Source organism: Aquimarina muelleri DSM 19832, from assembly GCF_000430665.1.
Classification (GTDB): domain Bacteria; phylum Bacteroidota; class Bacteroidia; order Flavobacteriales; family Flavobacteriaceae; genus Aquimarina; species Aquimarina muelleri.
In genome coordinates, this window is sequence record NZ_AUML01000034.1 from 49,282 (window position 1) to 65,641 (window position 16,360).

The 16,360-nt window shown below is 31.8% G+C and carries 16 protein-coding genes and 1 pseudogene; 15 read left to right on the forward strand and 2 right to left on the reverse strand.

Going from position 1 to position 16,360, the window contains the following annotated elements; all coding sequences use genetic code 11:
* Nucleotides 1-98 precede the first annotated feature (98 nt).
* From H527_RS0114120 to H527_RS0114145, 6 genes are all read left to right on the forward strand, one after another.
* Nucleotides 99-1,454: a PSP1 domain-containing protein gene (locus H527_RS0114120; RefSeq protein ID WP_027413312.1), complete on the forward strand. Its 1,356-nt coding sequence runs from the start codon at nucleotides 99-101 to the stop codon at nucleotides 1,452-1,454.
* On the forward strand, nucleotides 1,441-1,932 hold the full coding sequence (locus H527_RS0114125) for a gliding motility lipoprotein GldH (RefSeq protein WP_027413313.1): 492 nt from the start codon (nucleotides 1,441-1,443) through the stop codon (nucleotides 1,930-1,932). The genes H527_RS0114120 and H527_RS0114125 overlap by 14 nt, the downstream gene beginning before the upstream one ends.
* Before the next feature lie 93 nt (nucleotides 1,933-2,025).
* Nucleotides 2,026-4,362 (forward strand): penicillin-binding protein 1A, encoded by a 2,337-nt coding sequence (locus H527_RS0114130; RefSeq protein WP_027413314.1) that lies wholly within the window; start codon nucleotides 2,026-2,028, stop codon nucleotides 4,360-4,362.
* Between the two features lie 197 nt (nucleotides 4,363-4,559).
* The gene (locus H527_RS0114135; RefSeq protein ID WP_027413315.1) at nucleotides 4,560-5,261 is read left to right on the forward strand and encodes a CoA transferase subunit A; all 702 of its coding nucleotides are present in this window, start codon (nucleotides 4,560-4,562) and stop codon (nucleotides 5,259-5,261) included.
* Nucleotides 5,262-5,297: 36 nt separating this feature from the next.
* Nucleotides 5,298-5,939: a peroxiredoxin gene (locus tag H527_RS0114140; RefSeq protein ID WP_027413316.1), complete on the forward strand. Its 642-nt coding sequence runs from the start codon at nucleotides 5,298-5,300 to the stop codon at nucleotides 5,937-5,939.
* A gap of 175 nt (nucleotides 5,940-6,114) precedes the next feature.
* Nucleotides 6,115-6,771, forward strand: coding sequence for a CoA transferase subunit B (locus tag H527_RS0114145; RefSeq protein ID WP_027413317.1), 657 nt, complete (start codon nucleotides 6,115-6,117; stop codon nucleotides 6,769-6,771).
* Between the two features lie 555 nt (nucleotides 6,772-7,326).
* Here H527_RS0114145 and H527_RS0114150 read toward each other — a convergent pair.
* Nucleotides 7,327-9,018 (reverse strand): ABC transporter ATP-binding protein, encoded by a 1,692-nt coding sequence (locus H527_RS0114150; protein WP_027413318.1) that lies wholly within the window; start codon nucleotides 9,016-9,018, stop codon nucleotides 7,327-7,329.
* Nucleotides 9,019-9,121: 103 nt separating this feature from the next.
* Here H527_RS0114150 and H527_RS0114155 point away from each other — a divergent pair, with 103 nt between their 5' ends.
* The 5 genes from H527_RS0114155 to H527_RS0114170 all read left to right on the forward strand — a co-directional run bounded on the left by H527_RS0114155 (nucleotide 9,122) and on the right by H527_RS0114170 (nucleotide 13,261).
* Entirely contained in the window at nucleotides 9,122-10,579 is a 1,458-nt protein-coding gene (locus H527_RS0114155) for a sensor histidine kinase (RefSeq protein ID WP_027413319.1), read from the forward strand.
* 153 nt (nucleotides 10,580-10,732) lie between these two features.
* Complete coding sequence (locus H527_RS0114160; RefSeq protein WP_027413320.1) at nucleotides 10,733-11,512, forward strand: enoyl-CoA hydratase/isomerase family protein; 780 nt, start codon at nucleotides 10,733-10,735, stop codon at nucleotides 11,510-11,512.
* A gap of 783 nt (nucleotides 11,513-12,295) precedes the next feature.
* Nucleotides 12,296-12,466: a hypothetical protein gene (locus tag H527_RS24005; RefSeq protein WP_155837904.1), complete on the forward strand. Its 171-nt coding sequence runs from the start codon at nucleotides 12,296-12,298 to the stop codon at nucleotides 12,464-12,466.
* A gap of 184 nt (nucleotides 12,467-12,650) precedes the next feature.
* Nucleotides 12,651-12,959, forward strand: a complete 309-nt coding sequence (locus H527_RS24010) for a hypothetical protein (protein ID WP_155837905.1) — start codon at nucleotides 12,651-12,653, stop codon at nucleotides 12,957-12,959.
* On the forward strand, nucleotides 12,959-13,261 hold the full coding sequence (locus tag H527_RS0114170; RefSeq protein WP_027413322.1) for a hypothetical protein: 303 nt from the start codon (nucleotides 12,959-12,961) through the stop codon (nucleotides 13,259-13,261). The genes H527_RS24010 and H527_RS0114170 overlap by 1 nt, the downstream gene beginning before the upstream one ends.
* Before the next feature lie 10 nt (nucleotides 13,262-13,271).
* On the opposite strand, the gene H527_RS22180 is transcribed toward H527_RS0114170, so the two are convergent.
* Nucleotides 13,272-13,652: a helix-turn-helix domain-containing protein gene (locus H527_RS22180; protein WP_035088233.1), complete on the reverse strand. Its 381-nt coding sequence runs from the start codon at nucleotides 13,650-13,652 to the stop codon at nucleotides 13,272-13,274.
* A 261-nt stretch (nucleotides 13,653-13,913) separates the two neighbouring features.
* Here H527_RS22180 and H527_RS0114180 point away from each other — a divergent pair, with 261 nt between their 5' ends.
* From H527_RS0114180 to H527_RS0114195, 4 genes and pseudogenes are all read left to right on the forward strand, one after another.
* Nucleotides 13,914-14,141 (forward strand): hypothetical protein, encoded by a 228-nt coding sequence (locus H527_RS0114180; RefSeq protein WP_027413323.1) that lies wholly within the window; start codon nucleotides 13,914-13,916, stop codon nucleotides 14,139-14,141.
* An 87-nt stretch (nucleotides 14,142-14,228) separates the two neighbouring features.
* Nucleotides 14,229-14,546, forward strand: coding sequence for a hypothetical protein (locus H527_RS0114185; protein WP_027413324.1), 318 nt, complete (start codon nucleotides 14,229-14,231; stop codon nucleotides 14,544-14,546).
* A 490-nt stretch (nucleotides 14,547-15,036) separates the two neighbouring features.
* On the forward strand, nucleotides 15,037-15,513 hold the full coding sequence (locus H527_RS0114190; RefSeq protein WP_027413325.1) for a hypothetical protein: 477 nt from the start codon (nucleotides 15,037-15,039) through the stop codon (nucleotides 15,511-15,513).
* A 553-nt stretch (nucleotides 15,514-16,066) separates the two neighbouring features.
* Nucleotides 16,067-16,360: pseudogene (locus tag H527_RS0114195) on the forward strand (type VI secretion system Vgr family protein); the annotation flags it as partial.

Genomic DNA, 16,360 nt, shown 5'->3' on the forward strand with positions numbered 1-16,360 from the left:
AGATATTAGATAACAAATATTGTTACTAATTATAGTAAGAATCCAATTTGTTGTGGTGTAAAAAAAACCGCAAACAAATTTCAATATAAATAGAAAATATGGGGTGTAACAGTTGTTCCTCCGCAAAAGACGGGCAACCGAAAGGCTGTAAAAATAATGGTACCTGTGGTACCGATGGATGTAATAAATTAACAGTTTTTGATTGGTTATCCAATATGTCCCTTCCTAGTGGGGCAGAACCTTTTTCTTGTGTTGAAATACGATTCAAGAACGGAAGGAAGCACTTCTTTAAAAATACAGAAAATCTTTCTTTGGCAATAGGAGATGTTGTAGCTACAGAATGCTCTCCTGGTCACGATGTAGGTATTGTTACTCTTACTGGTGAGTTGGTTCGAATTCAAATGAAAAAAAAGAAGGTAGAAGTTGATAACGAAGAAGTAAAAAAAATCTACAGAAAAGCAACTCAAAAAGATATAGATATATGGCAAAACTCTCGTGATCAAGAAGATAGTATGAAGGTGCGGGCAAGAGAGATTGCAATAAGATTAAATCTACAAATGAAAATTTCTGATATTGAGTTTCAGGGAGATGGATCAAAAGCTACTTTTTATTATACAGCAGAAGAGCGTGTAGATTTTAGGCAATTGATAAAAGAGTTTGCACACGAGTTTAGTACAAGAATCGAAATGAGACAAGTGGGCTTTAGGCAAGAAGCTGCCAGGCTAGGAGGTATTGGCTCTTGTGGAAGAGAATTGTGTTGCTCTACATGGCTTACCGATTTTAGATCGGTAAACACAAGTGCAGCAAGATATCAACAGTTGTCTTTAAATCCACAAAAACTAGCAGGTCAATGTGGTAAATTAAAATGCTGTCTTAATTATGAACTAGATGCTTATATAGATGCACTAAGTACCTTTCCTAAAACAGATGTAAAACTCAAAACAGAAAAAGGAATAGCGGTATTTCAAAAAATTGATATTTTTAAAGGATTACTCTGGTATGCATATGAAGGAGAATGGATGAATTGGCATAAAATCTCTGTAGAAGATGCCAATGAAATAATTGCTATAAATGGTAATAATGAAAAAGTACCCAGTTTAGAGGAATTTGCTTTAGAACTTATTGAGGATACTAAAACAGAATTTGAAAACGTTGTAGGGCAAGATAGTTTAACACGATTTGATCAACCTAAGCATAACAAAAGAAGAAGTCGTAACAGAAAGAAAAGTAAGAACAGTAGAGTTTCAGGAAAAGAAACCATAGTATCGAACAAATCTAAAAGTAGAACTTCAGAAAAGAGGGTAGCAGTTTCAAATAAACCAAAAAGTAAGACTTCAGAAAAGAGAGTAGTAGTTTCAAATAAACCAAAAAGTGGAGATTCTGAAAACAAAAAATCAAATAATCAGCGTAATAAGAAACGTAGGTCTCGTAACAGAAATAATGACAAAACTTAAGTTTTTTTTAATACTCTTTATTGTAATAACTTTAACTTCATGCGATGATAAACAGGTTTTTGATGACTATCAAAATGTTTCTGATGCGTGGGGAATGAACGAAAAAATAAGTTTTACACTTCCAGAATTAGATACAACAAAGACCTATAATTTGTTTATCAATATACGCAATACTAACGATTACAAATACAGTAACTTGTTTTTAATCAGCAAAATGCAATTCCCTAATGGTAAGGTGGTAACAGATACATTAGAGTATCGTTTTGCTACTCCCGATGGGCAATGGCTGGGCACAGGATTTTCCGATCTTAAAGAAAATAAATTGTGGTATAAAGAAAAAGTAAAATTCGAAGAAAAAGGAAATTATATAATAACTTTGCAGCACGCTATGAGAAAGAACGGAGAGGTAGATGGCGTATCGTCGTTAGAAGGAATTACAGATGTTGGATTCAGAATAGAAAATACACAAAACCCTTAAAAAACAAGTAGTCTTTAATGTACTAAAGAATACCAAAAAGAGGATTAGTAAATTTCTGCGAACCAAGAACAATTAGAATTAAACAGCTAAAATATGGCAAAGGCAAAACCCAAAACAACAAAAAAAAGAGCAAAAGCTCCTGCTAATAATAATAATACTTTAAAATTTATAAAAGGATTCTGGATGCTATTTGCAACAGGAATTTTTTTAATAGCAATGCTATTTCTTTTAGCTAGTTGGGGGGTTTTTGGCGAAATGCCAAAATTTGAAGAGTTAGAGAACCCACAAAATGACCTTGCTACCCAAATTATTTCCTCAGATGGAGTACAAATAGGAACTTTTTTTAAAGAAAATCGTACTCCAGTTAGTTATGAGGAGTTACCAGAACATCTTATAAATGCATTAGTCGCGACAGAAGATGCTAGGTTTTACGAACACTCAGGTATTGATGCAAGAGGAACCTTAAGAGCATTTGTTTTTTTAGGAACAAAAGGAGGAGCCAGTACCATATCACAACAGTTAGCAAAACAATTATTTACAGGAGGGTCAAAAAATAAGATAGAAAGATATCTGCAAAAAATCCAAGAATGGGTAATTGCTACACGTCTCGAAAGACAATATACCAAAAAGGAAATCATAACAATGTATCTTAATAAATATGATTTCTTAAATCAAGCAATTGGGATAAGTTCTGCATCTAGAATTTATTTCGGAAAAAACCCTAAAGACCTTAATAAAGAAGAAGCAGCGGTACTAGTAGGGATGCTAAAAAATTCATCGCTATTTAATCCCTTACGAAGACCAGATATGGTAAAGACCAGAAGAGATGTTGTTCTTAACCAGATGGAAAAATATAAGTACATTACAGAAAAAGAGAGAGATAGTTTAAAAGGCTTGCCTCTTCAATTAGATTATTCTCCAGAAGGCCATAATGATGGAACAGCAACATATTTTAGAGAATATGTTAGAAGTTGGATGTCTAGTTGGGTAAAAAATAATCCTAAGCAAAAAAATGAAGAAGGCGAAGCAGAGTATTTTGATATTTATAGAGATGGGTTGAAAATTAATGTAACTATAGACTCTAGAATGCAAAAATATGCAGAAGAGGCAGTCGAAGAGCACATGGCAAATCTTCAAAAAGAATTTGATAAGCAAGAAGAAGACAATAAAACCACACCTTTTAGAGACTTAACAAACGCTGAGGTTGAAAAAATATTAGATAGAAGTATTAGATCTTCTGCCAGAAGAAAAATCATGCTTAGCCAAGGTAAAAGTGAAAAGGAGATAAGAAAATCTTTTGATGTAAAAACCAAAATGAGCATATTTAGTTGGAAAGGAGAAATTGATACTATCATGACTCCCAAAGATTCTATACTATATTATAAAAAGTTTTTACGCTCAGGATTAATGTCTGTAGAGCCCCAAACAGGGCATGTAAAAGCATGGGTAGGAGGAATTAATTACAAACATTTTCAATATGACCATGTATATCAAGGAGCTCGCCAAGTAGGATCAACTTTTAAGCCTTTTGTCTATGCAACCGCAATAGATCAACTTAAGCTATCTCCATGCGATACATTGCCAGTGTCACAAATAACTATTTCTGCAGGTTCTCATGGTGTAATTGATACAGATTGGACACCAAAAAATAGCGATGGAGATTATGTGGGGTATATGAGTCTTAAAGAAGCACTAGCAAAATCTGTGAATACGATTTCTGCAAGATTATTAGATAGAATAGGACCAGAACCTATTGTTCGTTTAGCAAAAAAAATGGGAGTAGAATCAGATGTACTTGAGGTGGCATCTATAGCATTGGGATCTGTGGATTTAAAGTTATCAGAAATGGTAGGAGCCTATAGTACTTTTGCTAACCAAGGGATTTACACCAAACCCGTAACAATTACAAGTATCGAGGATAAAAATGGCGCAGTTTTATATCAATTTGTGCCAGAAACAAAAGACGTTCTTAGTAAAGAAGCGGCTTATGTAACTATTAATTTGATGGAGGGGGTTACTCAATTAGGCTCAGGAGCACGCTTGCGTTCAGGAGCTTCTTCAAGATATGATTATAAAAATGTAATCACAGGGCATCCATACGAGTTTAGAAACCCTATAGCAGGTAAAACAGGAACAACTCAAAATCAAAGTGACGGTTGGTTTATGGGTATTGTCCCTAACCTTTGTACAGGAGTATGGGTAGGAGGAGATGATAGAGCAACACATTTTAAAGGGGTTAGGTTTGGTCAAGGAGCTACAATGGCATTACCAGTTTGGGGATTGTTTATGAAAAAATGCTATGCAGATAAAACACTGGATATTTCTACAGGGGCATTTCCTAGACCAGAAAACTTAACTATCGAAGTAGATTGCAAAGTATTTAAACAAAATAATCGTCAAGAAGAAAATATAGATGAATTTAGTCTTTAATCCACATTGTGGAGTTTAATTCTCCGAGGCTTACCTCGAAAATAAAAATATATTTACGAAAGCATACCTCGTGAGCTTGCTCCGAGGGTATTGATTAGATAAGTGTCTATCCATTAAATTATTCATAAAACTCGCGCTTTTCAAAGTATATAGCGCTATTTTTTACTACTTTTAGTCTACAAAAAAAATAGTGTAATATGATTCGTAAAACGGTATCTGGTGTTACCGAGGCTTTGGTTGATATTAAAGATAATATGACCTTTATGCTTGGGGGGTTTGGGCTATGTGGTATTCCTGAAAATGCTATCGCAGAACTTGTAAAATCTAATGTTAAAGGACTTACTTGTATTTCTAATAATGCAGGAGTCGATAATTTTGGATTAGGTCTTCTTCTTCAAAAAAAACAAATCAAAAAGATGATTTCTTCTTATGTTGGAGAAAACGACGAATTTGAAAGACAAATGCTTAGCGGAGAGTTAGATGTTGAGTTAATCCCACAAGGAACATTAGCAGAAAGATGTAGAGCTGCCCAAGGTGGATTTCCTGCAATTTATACCCCTGCTGGTTATGGCACCGAAGTAGCTGAAGGAAAAGAAACCAGAGAATTTGATGGTAAGATGTATGTGTTAGAACATGCATTTAAAGCAGATTTTGCATTTGTAAAAGCTTGGAAAGGAGATGAAGCTGGAAATTTAATCTTTAAAGGAACCGCTAGAAATTTTAACCCTTGTATGTGTGGAGCAGCAAAAATAACTGTAGCAGAAGTCGAAGAGCTAGTTCCGGCAGGCACACTAAACCCAGATCATGTACATGTCCCTGGAATATTTGTACAAAGAATTTTTCAAGGAAAAAACTACGAAAAAAGAATCGAGCAAAGAACAGTTCGTAAAAAACAATAACATATCTTTTTTTAAAACATAAAACATACAAAAATCATGGCAATATTACGATTAGGAGACGAAGCTCCAAACTTTATAGCACAAACTACAGAGGGAGAAATAAATTTTCATAACTGGTTAGGAGATAATTGGGGAATTTTGTTTTCACATCCAGCAGATTACACACCTGTATGTACTACAGAGTTAGGAACAGTAGCAAAATATACAAATGAGTTTGATAAACGTAATGTAAAAGTTGCAGCTCTAAGTGTAGATGGATTAGAGTCTCATCATGGATGGATTAAAGATATTAATGAAACTCAAAACACAACAGTTAACTTTCCTATAATTGCTGATGAAAATAAAAAAGTATCCGAATTATATGATATGATTCATCCCAATGCAGATAGTAAATTAACGGTACGTTCTGTTTTTATAATTGGACCAGACAAAAAAATAAAACTTACAATAACATATCCAGCATCTACAGGAAGAAATTTTGATGAATTATTGCGAGTGATTGATTCACTTCAGTTAACAGCATATCATAAGGTAGCCACTCCCGCAAACTGGAACCAAGGAGAAGATTGTGTAATTGCTCCTTCAGTAACTAATGAGGAGATCCCAAATCTATTTCCTAAAGGGCATAAAGAAATTAAACCCTATTTAAGAATGACACCCCAACCTAACTTAGATTAGGGGTAGTTTCTAGAGAATAAAAAAAATAACGATTGCAGTAATAATAAAGACAGTTGTGGTTGTTTTTCTTTAAAATCTATATAGTAAAACAAGAACAGTATTCTTACACAGATTTAGAAAAACAAAAATTAACCAATCATTTTAACTCATTTAAGATTAGAAGGGGGATAAAATTATGCTAGATAAAAATGGAATAGCAAAACGTATTGCTAAAGAACTACAAAACGGATACTTTGTTAATTTAGGGATTGGTATCCCTACTTTGGTAGCAAATTATATTCCGCAAGGTATTGAAGTAGAATTTCAAAGTGAAAATGGAGTTTTAGGTATGGGCCCATTTCCTTTTGAAGGAGAAGAAGATGCAGATATTATAAATGCAGGTAAGCAAACCATTACAACAATGCCAGGAGCATCGTTTTTTGATTCGGCAATGAGTTTTGGTATGATTCGAGGTCAACATGTTGATTTAACAATTTTAGGAGCAATGGAGGTGTCTGAAAAGGGGGATATAGCCAATTGGAAAATTCCGGGAAAAATGGTTAAAGGAATGGGGGGAGCGATGGATCTTGTTGCTAGTGCCGAAAATATTATTGTAGCAATGATGCATACTAATAAAGCAGGAGAATCCAAGTTGTTAAAAAAATGTTCGCTTCCGCTTACAGGAGTGGGTTGTGTGAAAAAGGTGGTTACTAATTTGGCTTTTTTAGAAGTAACAGACGAAGGTTTTAAACTTATCGAAAGAGCTCCTGGAGTAAGTGTAGAGGAGATTAAAAATGCAACCGAAGGAAATCTTATAATTGAAGGAGATATACCTGAAATGATATTGGATTGATTTTTTCTCTAATTCTATGAATATGTCAACGAATAATAATTAATACTCTACAGATAATAAATAAACAAAAGCAACGTTTATTAAAAATCACGACAGTATTATCTTGTTTTGAAGGAAAAAGACTACGGTTAAAAAGATATATTTGTAGACTTAAACCTTTGCTTTAACCCTGAAAAACTGATATTTGTCATTTAAATGTTAAAATTTTGAGTATTTCGTCTATTTTATTTGTGTTTAAACGTTTTTACTAAAAATATTTTGCATATTAGTAACCCAATAAAAAATAACACCTCTATAAAAATTGTTTTTTTATAGATTTAGAGAAAAAATATTAACCCACACAAGTTCCCCCTATTATGAAAAAGCGTATGAATAATTTACAGAGATCAATAAAGCCTACAATCGAATTGATTTCTAATTGTGCTTATGTAGCAAAAAAAGTATTCTTAATGATGTGATTTTTTATTATTAATTAATCATATACGCCCCTAAGTTTTAAGTCGGGGATAAATGAAACCTGTTAACGGATAAGATTAATAGGTTTTTTTATTGATTTTAGTTTCCTTTCGGAATAGCTGCAATAAGTTTTTTTGTGTATTCTTTTTCTGGGTTTTCATAGATCTTATCAGCATCCCCATGTTCTTCAATTTTTCCTTTATTCATTACCAATAATTGATCAGACATATATTTTACTACAGCTAAGTCGTGGGATATAAAAATATATGTAAATCCAAAATTATCCTTTAACTCATTAAGAAGGTTTAACACCTGTGCTTGTACAGATATATCCAACGCACTTACAGACTCGTCACAAATAATAAGTTTTGGCTGTATAGCAATTGTTCGGGCAATACCCACTCGTTGTCGTTGTCCCCCGCTAAATTCATGTGGATAACGATTAAAATGCTCAGGAGAGAGGCTAACACGTTCTAACAATTCAATTACCTTTTGTTTTCTTTGTTTATCATTGCCATATAATTTGTGTGCTTGCATGGGTTCCATAATTGCTTTTCCAATAGTTAATCGTGGATTTAGAGAAGCAAACGGATCCTGAAATATTAATTGAATTTCTTTTCTTAGATTTCGTATTTCAGAAGAAGATAATTGTGTAATGTTCTGACCTTTATAGATGATCTCTCCACTATTGGCTTTGTCTAATTGTAAAATACAATTACCTAATGTTGATTTACCACAACCAGATTCTCCTACTAATCCTAGTGTCTCTCCTTCATAAAGTTTAAAACTTACATCATCAATAGCTTTAAACTCAGATTTTTTAAATAACCCTACTTTAGAAAAGTAGCTCTTCTTAACATTAATGACCTCTAGTAAGGGGGGAGTATTATATAAAATTTTATGATTTTGCTCTCTATCTTGTTTGGTAACAATCTCTTTATTTTGATTTTTTCCTTCCAAAAAATCAGCTATAATTGGCAGCCTTTTATATCTAATATGCATTGGTGGTCTAGCATTAATTAATGCTTTAGTATATTCTTTTTCGGGAGTATTAAATATCTTTTTTGAACTACCATATTCTACCATTTTTCCTTGATACATTACTAATACTTGATCTGCAATTTCAGATACTAAGGATAAATCATGAGATATAAAAAGAATACTCATTTCGTATTCTTTTTGTAGCCCTTTAAGCAGTTCGATAATTTCTTTTTGCACAGTAACATCTAATGCAGTTGTTGGTTCGTCTGCAATTAATAGTTTTGGCTTGCAAGCGATTGCCATAGCAATCATTACCCGTTGCTTTTGTCCGCCACTTAACTGGTGTGGATAAGATTTGTATACACGATCAGGATCTGGGAGTTTTACTTTTTTAAATAAAGAAATAACCTCTTTTTTTACTTCGGGTTTAGACATGGTTGTATGTCTAAAAATAATTTCAGAAACCTGTACACCACATTTCATAGAAGGATTTAAAGAACTCATAGGTTCTTGAAAAATCATGGCAATCTCATTACCACGAATCGATCTATATTTTTTTTCATCAAGCTCTGATAAAGAAAAATTATTATACATAATATTTCCTGTAGTAATTTTAGCAATCTTATTAGGCAATAGACCTAAGATAGCCAAAGAAGTAACAGATTTTCCGCTTCCCGATTCTCCGACCACTCCTAATATTTCATTTTTATGAATATCAAAGGATATATCTTTAAGAACTTGGTTTTCTTTTCCTTCAGATAAAAAAGAAATACAAAGATTTTGTACAGAAAGTAGCGTAGTGTTGTCCATAATCTAAAAGCTAGGTAAATTTAGTAAATTCAATACTTTTGTAGATTTCTTTTCACAACTATTTTGGTGTGATATTTGTTACCTTTAGGGTTCAAAAATAATTATGAGACTATTAAAACTTTCTCTTCGTACTCGTATTTTTATTTCTATGACTGCATTAGTGCTTTTGGCGTCAATATTGATTGCCGCAGTAACTATCTACCAATACAAAGAAGAAGCAGAAGAGTATCATAGAGAACGATTAGAACGAAAAGAAGAAAGAATTCAGATTGCAATAAACAATGCTTTAAAGAGTACAACCTACCCTGTAAACGAACAAAACCTTCCTTCAATATTTAGAGAAAGACAACGAATCTATCAAATATCAGAAGAACACTCGTTAACTATAAACATATATAGTCTTTCGGGAGAGTTATTAGTTAGGTCTGAGGGAGTGTTTTCTAAAGATACTACAGACATACAACTTAACCATTTGATATTAGATACGTTAGCCTCTCTTTATGATAAAAAATATTTAGTAAAATCTGAAAAAAACGGAGAACGGTTTTTAACCTCCTACACCTATATTACCGATATTAGATCCAAGCCCTTAGGGATTTTACATTTACCTTATTTAGAAGATGATGATTTAATAACAAGAGAGTTATTAGAGTTTTTAAGACGCTTAGGAGAGGTCTATTTATTAATGCTCTTGATTGCCATTATAGTAGCATATTTTTTATCAAAATACATAACCAGATCTTTAAAAACAATTTCTGAAACTATAGACCAAACAAGGTTAGATAAGAGAAATAAACGAATTGATATAGGAGATGCCAGTGAAGAGATTTACTCTTTGGTAAATGCATATAACAGCATGATTGATGAGTTAGAAGAAAGTGCTGCAATGTTAGCTAAAAGCGAACGAGAAGCCGCATGGAGAGAGATGGCAAAACAGGTAGCTCATGAGATTAAAAACCCCTTAACCCCAATGCGGTTAACGGTACAAAGTTTTCAAAGAAAATTTGATGTCGAGGACCCTAATATTTTGCAAAAACTGCAAGAGTACAGCAATACTTTGATACAACAAATCGATACAATGAGCTCTATAGCATCGGCATTTTCTAATTTTGCACAAATGCCTGCACAAAAAAATGAGACTCTGGATGTAACTAAAATAGTTGGGCTTGCATTAGATATTTTTAACGAAGATTATATTATTTTTCCATCAGAAAAAGAAGAAGTTATTGCTAAATTTGATAGAACACAACTCATAAGAGTAGTAACTAATTTGGTTAAAAACGCGATACAAGCAATTCCTGAAAATCGTATCCCAAAAATTATTGTCGATGTATTTTCAGAAAATGAAGAAGTCATCATTACCGTTGCAGATAATGGAATTGGAATATCCGAGGATAATAAAAAGAAAATTTTTGAACCAAAATTTACTACAAAAACCAGTGGAATGGGACTTGGATTAGGAATGGTAAAAAATATTGTGCAAACTTATAAAGGAAGTATTACTTTTACATCACAAAAAGGAAAAGGAACCGTTTTTAAGGTTAGATTTCCAAAAGAGTAACCCTTATTATTAATACTTGTTAACGAGTTTTTTTTAACAAGTTAGGGACAGCAAAATTAATAGTATAAACATATAATAGATTAAAAAAAGCATAAATCAAACCCCTTAATTTATTACTCAAAAAAGATAAAAAACAAAAAAGACAGAAAATAAATGTATACAAATATTATAACATCCCAAAACAACGGAATAACTACAATAACGATTAATCGTCCGTTAAAATTAAATGCACTTAATATAGAAACCATACAAGAGTTAAATGCCGCTTTTAGAGCAGCAGATCTAGACGCTGACACCAAAGTTATTATTGTTACCGGAAGCGGAGAAAAAGCATTTGTGGCAGGAGCAGATATAAGCGAGTTTGCTCATTTTTCTGTATCCGAAGGAGCAAAACTAGCAGCAAAAGGGCAAGAATTACTTTTTGATTTTGTAGCAAACCTTTCTACCCCTGTTATTGCAGCTATAAATGGTTTTGCATTAGGTGGAGGATTAGAATTAGCCATGGCAGCACATTTTAGAATAGCTAGTGATACTGCTAAAATGGGATTGCCAGAAGTTTCTTTGGGAGTCATCCCGGGATATGGAGGAACACAACGTCTACCACAATTAGTAGGTAAAGGTAGAGCAATGGAAATGATTATGACTGCAGGGATGATCGATGCTAATCAAGCACTACAATACGGTTTAATAAACCATATAACCCCTCAAGAAGAATTAATACCATTAGCTCAAAAATTAGCAACTAAAATAATAAAAAACTCCTCTGTAGCGATTGCAGGAGCTATTAAGGCAGTAAATGCAGGTTATGAAGATGGTGTAGATGGTTTTAAAGCAGAAATTGAAGAATTTGGTAATTGTTTTGGAACAGAAGATTTTAAAGAAGGAACTACGGCATTTTTAGAAAAACGTAAAGCAGAGTTCTCAGGCAAATAATTTTGTATACATCGTTTAACCCACGATGCAGACCATTTAACCCAATAGACGAAGTGGCGCGTCTTTTTGACGAAGCGGTTAATAGGCAGCATTAAAAAATTTAACCCCTAAGGTTAAAATTTTAGTCAAAGAGCCTAAAAATTTAACTCCCGAGGTTAAAATTTTGACTTGTGGAGTTAAAGTTTATGTTGTCGAGATTAAAATTTTCGTCTTTTTGACCAAATAGAAGGTCTTTTGGGATCAACACATCTATTTGGCTATTCTGGATTTTATCTAAAATCTGTAATTGTGAGATTTTGGAACAAAAACACCTCTAGTTTTTCAACTTTAGAAAAACTAGAGGTGTTTTTTGTATACATTCTTCTGCATATCTTCAGCCCCTTACTTTTTTTAGGCAAAAGATACCCTGCTTATACTTTAACCAACCAATAACGTTGTAGAAAGTCAAGTAACTAAACAATATTATTGGTGTCGTAATTAAAAAATATTTATTATGGTATTGCCATAATAAATATAAGGTTTTGATTTTCAGTGTTATAAATTGATTTTAAATTTCTTTTCACTGGTTTTATAATAATCTGCATTTTTTCCCTAATTTTTGGGGAATATTTGGATTAAAAAACAGCAAAATTCATTTAAAAACAAGTAAAAGTACATCCAAAATATTTGAAATATATTATTCATTTTTAAGTATTAAATATTTATTTTTAAACTGTAAATCAATAAGTTAAAAATTATTTAACCTTTATTTTTATTATTATACAAACCCTAAAAATTCATATCATGAAAATTAATTTATCAGTATTTAGTATTCTTTTTCTATTTTTATCAATGATGATTTTTACAAATTGTGCTACCCCAGATTCTAATGATGAAATTTATGAAATTGAAACAAAAGGAGCCGACAAAGGTATCAAAAGACCTGGTACGCAAAGCGCAGATACTGACAAATAGAATAACTAATATTCTAACCGAAGAAAAAGTATCATTTCGAACAAGGATTGTTGGAACTATTTTCATCGCTTTGTCTGGAGGTCTTCTATATTTAGACAAATTATTGATCTATCTTAATTTTGAAAGTAATTTGACTTATGGATTTTCCAATTTCAGTAACTTTCTATGGGCGTTTACACAAAGTGTGACGCCTATTTTAATGATCTTAGGTATGTATTTCAAACCATTAAAATTTTCTTTTCTTATAGCAGTATACTGTTATGCTCTTCAATTACTTTGGATTTTTGGACCAAACTATTCAGAAAGTGCAATGGGACATCTTTTTGCAATAGGATTTTGTATAATTTTTATCATGCTCGTTTTTTTTATTAAAAAATTAATTGTTTTACTTAACAAGAAAAAGGATAATGATCAACAATTCATTTCAGAAGCAAAAGATGTTTTAGAAATACTAAAATCAAAAGTGTTAGAAGGGAATAAAATTGAGGTGTGATGAAAAGGGATTTATTAGCAGAAATTATAGATTTAAAAAAGAAGTTACTTAAAAATGATATCAGTATAGATAAAGCTATAGATCAATTCTTTTTATTAGCAAGTCATTATCAAAATGAATCAATTTCTGATCAGGAAATTATCTTATTTGAAAAACCATTACCAAAAATTGAAAAATATTTTTTAGAAAAAAATATAAAAATTAAAAATAAGATCAATAAGTTAAATAAAATTCTAATACTTCAAGAACTTGGAATACAATTTAGCGAAAAAGAATTAAATAAGTTGTTATACGATAACTAAAGCCCAACTCTTAACTTTCTTTTTTTCCATTTAGAATTATGTGTTTTTCCAATAATTCAGCTTTAGCTTGATTTCGATGAAAATCAATAAATAACTTGACGCTTGGTATTTTTTCATATTCATCCTGATACCCTAAACAAAATATCGCCATTTCTTCTAATGTTAACTTATCCTTATTAGAAACATCCATTGTTATGACAGATTTGTTTTTTTGATCTAAAATATTTTCAGTGAGTTTATGTTTTAAAAATTCGCCAACAGTCTTAGGGACTTTTTGGTCATTATATTCCCACGCCTGAACCGTTCTTGTACCTACATCGATAAGATTAGCTAATGCTGCCTGTGTTAATCCTAACTTTTTTCTTATCTCTTTTAGCTCCTTAGCATCCATTTGTTTCTAAATAACGTGATTTTAGCGTTTTTTTTGTATAATTATTTTTGATATACGCAATTATTGCATATATTTGAATTGTTACATAGGTAAATATACTTATTTTAGGCGCATATATTTTATCAAGAAGGTTTTTTATACGAGAAAATTGCGCGTATGATTTTGTTTAATAGTGTTAATGTTAGAGAAAACACCCCACTTAATTTCTCAAAAATTCACTTGGCTAATTTTTGTCAATCAAATCAAGATTTATAAAATATTATGAGAAAAAAAAAGGAAAAGAAATATACAAAAAGAGAACGTGTGGAAGGTTGGCTAATGGAAAATCAAAAAATTTTAAATATCACAGGGCTTGAAACTAAATTACAATTCCCACAAGGAACGATACATAAGTTTATAAAATATCAACGTAATATAACTGATCGTAGAATTGAAACCATTGATGAAATGATTAAAGATATGGCATATAGTTATATAGATGAAGAGTGAATATTTAAATGTATCTCAATTATCAAAATCCTTGAAAGAAAAAATTACCAAAATAAGTATATATCGATAACCCTAATACATTGAAATATGAAAACAATTGTAAAATCGAGTCCAGAAAAAGAGAGTAAGATTTTTGAAGCTAAGGTGCTTAAACTACTGCATATAGAGCAATGGCATTTTAACTATTCTATAGACCAGTATAAAGGCTATGCGATTTTGTTACGCAACTGGATCAAGGATTGTCATAAACAAGGGCAAACCACTTTTGATGTCGCAAATACTATCCATAAATCTACTTTATTATTAGATAATATAAGAGAGGGGCAAGCACTATGTTTTAATCCAATTGTAGTTATGAATACCAATATATTACCAAAAATAAATGTAAACACAGTATCAAAATAGGTAGGGGTAAAAGGAATCGCAGGAGTAATCTGCTACTTTAGTTAGTTGAGTTTGTGTCAGTAGAGTTTTAGCTCTTTTGATTACTCCTGCATCCTTTTACTAAAATTTAAGTACGTCAAAGTAATAACTTTAAAAATAAAATCCAAATCAAGGACTTAAAAATAAGATAACAGGATTTTCTAAAATTAATTGTACAGGCCTTTCATATCTATATAGATATGATGATTTTATAAAATATATACAACAAAAAAAATGTTATGAAATCTTGTTATACCAATAGAGTATCTACCGAGTAAAGTAAGAGGTGCAAATCATTTATAGAACCCAAATTTTTGCCTTTAGAGATAAAGCACATAACAGACAACTTCGCAAAACAATATAAAAAATCCTCTTCCCATAAGGAAGAGTTGGGGGATGGGATAAAGCAAATGTAATAACCAACAGTCAAAAACCTTTAAATAAATTAATAACTATTTATGAACCACCAAAAATGATAACACACCAAGATCAAATCATCCAAAACCTGTTTAAACAAGTAAACGGTATGGAAAAAATTGAGGTATATGATATCCTGCTAAAAATCGAAACTATGCTTAGGGATTTTAAAAGCCCTATCCAGTACGAAGAGATTAAGAAACAGATAGAAAACATCTCTATAAAAACAAATATCAGTGCAGTAGATAGCTATGGGTATTGTTATCTGCATGACCATTGCCAGTATATGAAAGTTTATAAAATCAAAACCTTATTACCCAACTTTTTGGGTGGCGAGTATCTATATTTTATTACGCCTTGGCAATTAAAACTAATGGAGTATACCAAAGATAATCTCAAAGATATTTTTAAAGGGATTCATCTGCAGGCTGTTATCGATGTTTTTTTAGAGGTCAATAAAGTAAAAAGCAAGAACCCCGTAACGGGTCGTTTACGGTTATTAGAGTTATTAGATCAAATCGACCCCAATTAATTTGTGTACTACCCCCAACCCCGAAACCAAATGTACCCAAGAACTCCTACTTATGCTTTTTTTTTATGAAATACATCTCGGTGTCGGAAAATGAAACTTTTAAGCTCTATTATTGTATTATAAATGGAAGTTTTACGACATAATCCAACATAAAAACCAACTTTTATGAAAAATATAAGAACAACCAAAAAAGCCAAAAGGGGGTTTTTCCCCCTCCCAAAACATAGTAATAATACGGGCTAACCATAATTTTACCCCAAAAAACAGAGCTATTTGTTAAAATTTATAGGAAATGAACAAGCAAGCATTAGAACCCTTAATTTTATAAGTGAAGAAATGACAATTTAAAAACTTCTTCTTTTTTATATAAGCTGTCATACGGATTCATTATAGAGTGTTCTTACTCTATATACAAGCAGTCGCTTGGTTAGGTTTCCTTATAAGTTTATTTAGTAAAGTAGATTTATATATAACTATATACACTCAAAACCTTGTTATAGGATACGTACTGATATACCAAATAAAAATATCTAAATCCAAATAAAACCACTCCATGATAGCACCAAAAACAACCCTTAGAATAAACGGAGAACCTCTTTTTAACTTCGAGCAAGTAACTCTTAGTCAATCCATTAATGCCCATCATTCTTTTTCGATTATCGTAGATTATGATAGTATAGAAACGGTAGGAACCTATACCTTAGATGCTTCCAAAGAGTGGCTTGGCAAATCGGTGGTCATCAATTTTAACGATACCGAGTTTATCGGCATTGTTACCAATGTAAAACTTCGCCATGATCATGGATATGATGGCAAACTGGTAGTTAGTGGCTACTCCAAAACCATT

Excerpts from the sequence above, each read along its gene's own strand:
- H527_RS0114120 (WP_027413312.1), top strand. The coding sequence starts at position 99 with ATGGGGTGTAACAGTTGTTCCTCCGCAAAAGACGGGCAACCGAAAGGC.
- H527_RS0114125 (WP_027413313.1), top strand. The coding sequence starts at position 1,441 with ATGACAAAACTTAAGTTTTTTTTAATACTCTTTATTGTAATAACTTTA.
- H527_RS0114130 (WP_027413314.1), top strand. The coding sequence starts at position 2,026 with ATGGCAAAGGCAAAACCCAAAACAACAAAAAAAAGAGCAAAAGCTCCT.
- H527_RS0114135 (WP_027413315.1), top strand. The coding sequence starts at position 4,560 with ATGATTCGTAAAACGGTATCTGGTGTTACCGAGGCTTTGGTTGATATT.
- H527_RS0114140 (WP_027413316.1), top strand. The coding sequence starts at position 5,298 with ATGGCAATATTACGATTAGGAGACGAAGCTCCAAACTTTATAGCACAA.
- H527_RS0114145 (WP_027413317.1), top strand. The coding sequence starts at position 6,115 with ATGCTAGATAAAAATGGAATAGCAAAACGTATTGCTAAAGAACTACAA.
- H527_RS0114150 (WP_027413318.1), bottom strand. The coding sequence starts at position 9,018 with ATGGACAACACTACGCTACTTTCTGTACAAAATCTTTGTATTTCTTTT.
- H527_RS0114155 (WP_027413319.1), top strand. The coding sequence starts at position 9,122 with ATGAGACTATTAAAACTTTCTCTTCGTACTCGTATTTTTATTTCTATG.
- H527_RS0114160 (WP_027413320.1), top strand. The coding sequence starts at position 10,733 with ATGTATACAAATATTATAACATCCCAAAACAACGGAATAACTACAATA.
- H527_RS24005 (WP_155837904.1), top strand. The coding sequence starts at position 12,296 with ATGAAAATTAATTTATCAGTATTTAGTATTCTTTTTCTATTTTTATCA.
- H527_RS0114170 (WP_027413322.1), top strand. The coding sequence starts at position 12,959 with ATGAAAAGGGATTTATTAGCAGAAATTATAGATTTAAAAAAGAAGTTA.
- H527_RS22180 (WP_035088233.1), bottom strand. The coding sequence starts at position 13,652 with ATGGATGCTAAGGAGCTAAAAGAGATAAGAAAAAAGTTAGGATTAACA.
- H527_RS0114180 (WP_027413323.1), top strand. The coding sequence starts at position 13,914 with ATGAGAAAAAAAAAGGAAAAGAAATATACAAAAAGAGAACGTGTGGAA.
- H527_RS0114185 (WP_027413324.1), top strand. The coding sequence starts at position 14,229 with ATGAAAACAATTGTAAAATCGAGTCCAGAAAAAGAGAGTAAGATTTTT.
- H527_RS0114190 (WP_027413325.1), top strand. The coding sequence starts at position 15,037 with ATGATAACACACCAAGATCAAATCATCCAAAACCTGTTTAAACAAGTA.